Origin of the sequence: Texcoconibacillus texcoconensis (assembly GCF_014202575.1) — a bacterium.
Taxonomy (GTDB): domain Bacteria; phylum Bacillota; class Bacilli; order Bacillales; family Salisediminibacteriaceae; genus Texcoconibacillus; species Texcoconibacillus texcoconensis.
The window spans coordinates 71,381-75,943 of sequence record NZ_JACHHB010000017.1; the positions used below are offsets into that span (position 1 = coordinate 71,381).

Genomic DNA, 4,563 nt, shown 5'->3' on the forward strand with positions numbered 1-4,563 from the left:
TCAGTTTGAATGGGAAAAGGAGTAAAGTTGTCCGAAGGTAGTCGTTGTTCGGACAGTATGAGTGGAAAAAGGAGTAAAGTTGTCCGAAGGTAGGCGTTGTTCGGACAGTATGAGTGGAAAAAGGAGTAAAGTTGTCCGAAGATAGGCGTTGTTCGGACAGTATGAGGAGCAAAAGCAGTGAACCTGTCCGAAGATAGGCGTTGTTCGGACAGTATGAGTGGAAAAAGGAGTAAAGTTGTCCGAAGATAGGCGTTGTTCGGACAGTTTAAGGAGAAAGAGAGAATTGTCCGAAGGTGAGGGTTGTTCGGACAGTTTGAGAAGAAAGAGAGTCTAAAAAAACCTTATGTCACTAACACCGTTAGTTGAACAAGCCAAATAGAAAAATAAGGGCACGGATACCAACTCCATGCCCTTACTGAATTGTGAATAATTATGTGATTTGTGTTTTGATATTCATGCGACTTCTAATGTCATTTGGGTCTGCGATCTACGGCTTTGCATCTCACAAGTAAACCCGCCTCAATTATATAAGTGTTTTTTCATTTAGAAACGTTTGATTTGATAGGGATCAAATCTTTATACATGAATTTTTCAAATACGGGGCCGTGCTCTTCGCCTAATTCAAAAAGGACGGGTTGATTAAATAGTGGACCGTCGAACACGAATGTATGGAACTCGCCATTTTCACCGCATACATCAACGCACTCAGGCAATTCATCTAAAAAGGCTTGATCCATCACTTTACCAAGAAACGGAGCAGGCACTTTGCTTGTATCAATACAAGTAGTTACGGTTCGATAGCCGAGGTCGAGAAATTCTTGGATTAATTTATCGACAGGTTCATTCCAAATTGGATAGACGGGCGTACAACCAATTGATTTTACTAGTTTGTCGCGGTATTCTTTGACATCTTCTAGGTGAATATCACCGAACATTACATCATGAATCCCTTCTGCTTTGATGTCTTTCATCGCTTGAGACATGATGTCTTGATAAGTGTCCATGTCGCATTTCTCAGGAATTTTCACTTTTCGTAAAGGGAACCCTAATGCATGGGCTTGCGCATCAATTAATTCTTCTCTAATCCCATGCATCGTTGATCGGTTTGGGCCATCAGTTAATGTGATAAGTAGAGAATCAACTTCATATTCTCCTGATCTAAGGATTCGGTCTAATGCTAATGTTGAATCTTTTCCTCCGCTATATGATACGACGATTTTTTTCACCTTGGTCCTCCTCAGTAGTGCTAGGGTGAATGGTTACCCTCGTTTATTTTAATTCCCGAACGTGTAATTCAAACTAATCATTTTTAACTCTGTCATTTCTTCCATTGCGTATTTAATTCCTTCACGTCCATATCCTGAATCCTTAACCCCTCCATATGGCATATGATCAAAACGTAAAGTCGGAACATCGTTAATCATCACTTGACCGACTTCAAGGGAGTGAGCCATGTTCAAGGCTTGCGACAAATGATTTGTAAACACGCCAGCGTTGAGGCCGTAGTTACTATTATTCATAGCGGTAAGCGCTTCTTCACTACTTTGAACTTCGTTAATAAGTACGACAGGGCCGAAAACTTCTTTGCATGAAATGTTAAGTGCTTCATTTACGTTTGCGAGCGCAGTAGGGTGAACGCCATTCGCTTCGGGTGTTCCGCCTATGAGTAGTTCTGCTCCCGAGTTTACAGATTCATCAATCCACTGCAAGACGCGTTGTTGTGCAGCACGTTTAATGAGACTAGAGACTTGCGTGTTTTCATCGCGTGGATCACCAAAAGCGACATTTTTCGCGTTTTTCGTAAACTTGTCTTTAAAGGTAGAAGCAATCTTTTCATGAACATAAATTCGTTGCGTGCTTAAACAAACTTGACCATTGTAGGCAAAAGCCCCATTAACAGCTTGATTGACAACAGTATCAAGGTCATCTGCAACACTTTCATCAACATACATAGCTGAGTTACTGCCAAGTTCAAGAGTGACTTTTTTTAACCCTGCATTCTTTTTGATCTGTTTCCCGACTTCAGGGCTACCTGTAAATGAGATTTTTTTCACACGCTCATCTTCGAGAAGAACTTCACCTAGTGGAGGTCCATCACCAGGGACAACAGCAATGGCTCCTTTTGGGAGGCCAGCTCTCGTAAGAAGATCAGCTAAGTATAAACTAGACAGCGGTGTTTGTTCTGCAGGCTTGATGATAATAGGGTTTCCTGTTGCAACCGCTGGTCCAGCTTTATGAGTTGTTAAGTTTAACGGGAAATTAAAGGGTGTGATGGCGCCAATAACCCCGATTGGTTCGTGAATCGTATATGCATCACGCCCTTCACCGCCTTTACCAGCCGCTAATGGGACATATTCCCCGGCAAGTTTTTTCGCTTCTTCACCGGAAAATTGGAGCGTTTGGATCGTCCGGTCGACTTCACCTCGAGCAGCGCTGATCGGTTTTGCGGCTTCATCACAAATGATCAGTGCAACTTCTTCTTTTTCTTCTTCTAATAGCGTAGCTGCCTGAAAGAGAATATCAGCACGTTCGCGACAAGAAAGGTCCTTGATGATAGGAAAAGAATTTGTCGCAGCTTCGATCGCTTCTGACATCATTTTTTTTGAACTATACGCCACATCGGCCAATTTTTCTTCAGTATGAGGATGAAAAATTTCGTACGTTTCACTAACTACCTTCTCTTCGCCATTAATAAACCAACCTTTTTTTAACATTGAACGGTCTCCTTTTTAGCGAAAATTCAATATATGCAGATAACCCCATTGTAATATCAATCATTTTTAAATTTAATAGGTAATCGAAATTTTTACGATCAAAAATATTGTGTATATACTTTGCGGCTAAAGGAGGACTCATTCGTGCTTATGTTTAAACTTTGGCGCGCAGTCATCGTGCGACTTTCCCAACGTTTCTTTATGGTGAAATTGAGATATCAACGATGCACTGAACATGTATGGTCACTACGTTTTCATATTGATCGACGACTTTAAGATGTTTTGTTTCATAGCTCATTGTGCGTATATGGCCAGTCAGAGCATAAAACGATCCGTCTTCCCAATATGTCACGTGAACAGGTTTATTTTCAGCAATTGATTGCGCGATTGTATATTCCATTTCAATAAATTGTTGCTCGTCTACCATTGGTTTAGTCGCTTTTTTTTTCTCTGTCTCCCATTCGTTCAATCGTTGTACGTGTTCGGGAAGCATCATCCCTTGCCATTTTAATAGTCCTCGATCTTGATATTTGCTCATCGGCGATCCCTCCTAATGAATAGTGTACACGAACGTACGTTCTTTTTCCATGGAGTTTAATCGTTAAAACAGCTATAAACTGAATTAAAACCGATAAAATAAATGCAAATATCATAACGTAGAGTCTATTAAACGCTTATCGGACATGAATGGCTTTTATATGCTGATCTGACATTTGTCGAATCATGAAAAGGGATGGTACAATTTTCAAGTAAAAATGTCCTAAAATCAAACGGACAAAATCGAAAAACATGGAGGTTTCTCGTAATATGAAAAAGTACGCTTTATCAGTAACACTATCTTCATTACTAATAATGACTGCGTGTGCAGGTGGTGAAACAGAAACAAAAGGTGACATTCATATTGGTTTAAATAACTGGGCTGAAAACATTGCCGTATCAAATATGTGGGCAATTGTTTTGGAAGAAGAAGGCTATGATGTGCAATTAACAATGTCTGAAAAGTCACCGATTTGGACAGGCGTTGCTGCTGGGGAAATCGATATCGCACCGGAAATTTGGCTACCGACAACGGATGAACCACTTTATGAAGATTACCAAGACGACATTGTGCTTCAAGATATTTGGTACGAAGGGACAGAACTAGGTCTTGGTGTGCCAGAATACGTGGATGTTGACAGTATTGATGAATTAAACGACCATGTTGACAAGTTTGATGGTCGAATTGTCGGGATTGATCCAGGATCGAGTCTTGTCGGTTTAACAGAAGATGCCGTTGAAGAATATGGTTTGGACTACGATTTGCGAGATAGCTCTGAATCAACCATGATCACAGAGCTGGACAATGCGTATGAAGCAGAAGAGCCGATCGTGGCAACCCTTTGGAGCCCCCACTGGTTGTTTGCAGAATATGACTTGAAGTACCTTGAAGATCCAGAAGGTATCTACGGTGAACCGGATGATATTTACTATATGACACGCTTAGATTTTGAAAATGACCATCCTGAAGTGGTTGAATGGATGAATAATTGGTACATGGACGATGAAACACTAGGTGACCTGATGTCGACAATCAATGAACTTGATGACGAAGAGGCAGGAGCCGAACAGTGGATTGAAGAAAATCGCGACCTCGTTGACGAATGGTTAGAAAAATAAATGGTGTTTTATGAGAGGAAGGGGTTGTCCCAAAACCCCCTTTAAACAAAAAGAGAACCAACCGTGATAGGTAAAATTCACGGTTGGTTCTCTTTTTGTTATGGTTTAGTCTCCGAAACAGGCGGTCCACCTCCGCCTGTTTCAGGAAGTTGTGGGCGATGGTCACTAAACCAAATTCGAGGTGGACTTTATC

The 4,563-nt window shown here is 41.1% G+C and carries 4 protein-coding genes; 1 reads left to right on the plus strand and 3 read right to left on the minus strand.

The window, feature by feature from the left end; translation table 11 throughout:
• Positions 1-539: 539 nt before the first annotated feature.
• The 3 genes from HNQ41_RS15110 to HNQ41_RS15120 form a co-directional block, all read right to left on the minus strand.
• Entirely contained in the window at positions 540-1,226 is a 687-nt protein-coding gene (locus tag HNQ41_RS15110) for a Dph6-related ATP pyrophosphatase (protein WP_184665273.1), read from the minus strand.
• Positions 1,227-1,274: 48 nt separating this feature from the next.
• Entirely contained in the window at positions 1,275-2,714 is a 1,440-nt protein-coding gene (locus HNQ41_RS15115) for an aldehyde dehydrogenase family protein (RefSeq protein WP_184665274.1), read from the minus strand.
• A gap of 199 nt (positions 2,715-2,913) precedes the next feature.
• The gene (locus HNQ41_RS15120; protein WP_184665275.1) at positions 2,914-3,252 is read right to left on the minus strand and encodes a YolD-like family protein; all 339 of its coding nucleotides are present in this window, start codon (positions 3,250-3,252) and stop codon (positions 2,914-2,916) included.
• A 269-nt stretch (positions 3,253-3,521) separates the two neighbouring features.
• Between HNQ41_RS15120 and HNQ41_RS15125 the strand changes: the two genes are divergently transcribed.
• A complete protein-coding gene (locus HNQ41_RS15125) occupies positions 3,522-4,370 on the plus strand; it encodes a glycine betaine ABC transporter substrate-binding protein (RefSeq protein WP_184665276.1) in 849 nt (282 codons plus the stop codon).
• Positions 4,371-4,563 lie beyond the last annotated feature (193 nt).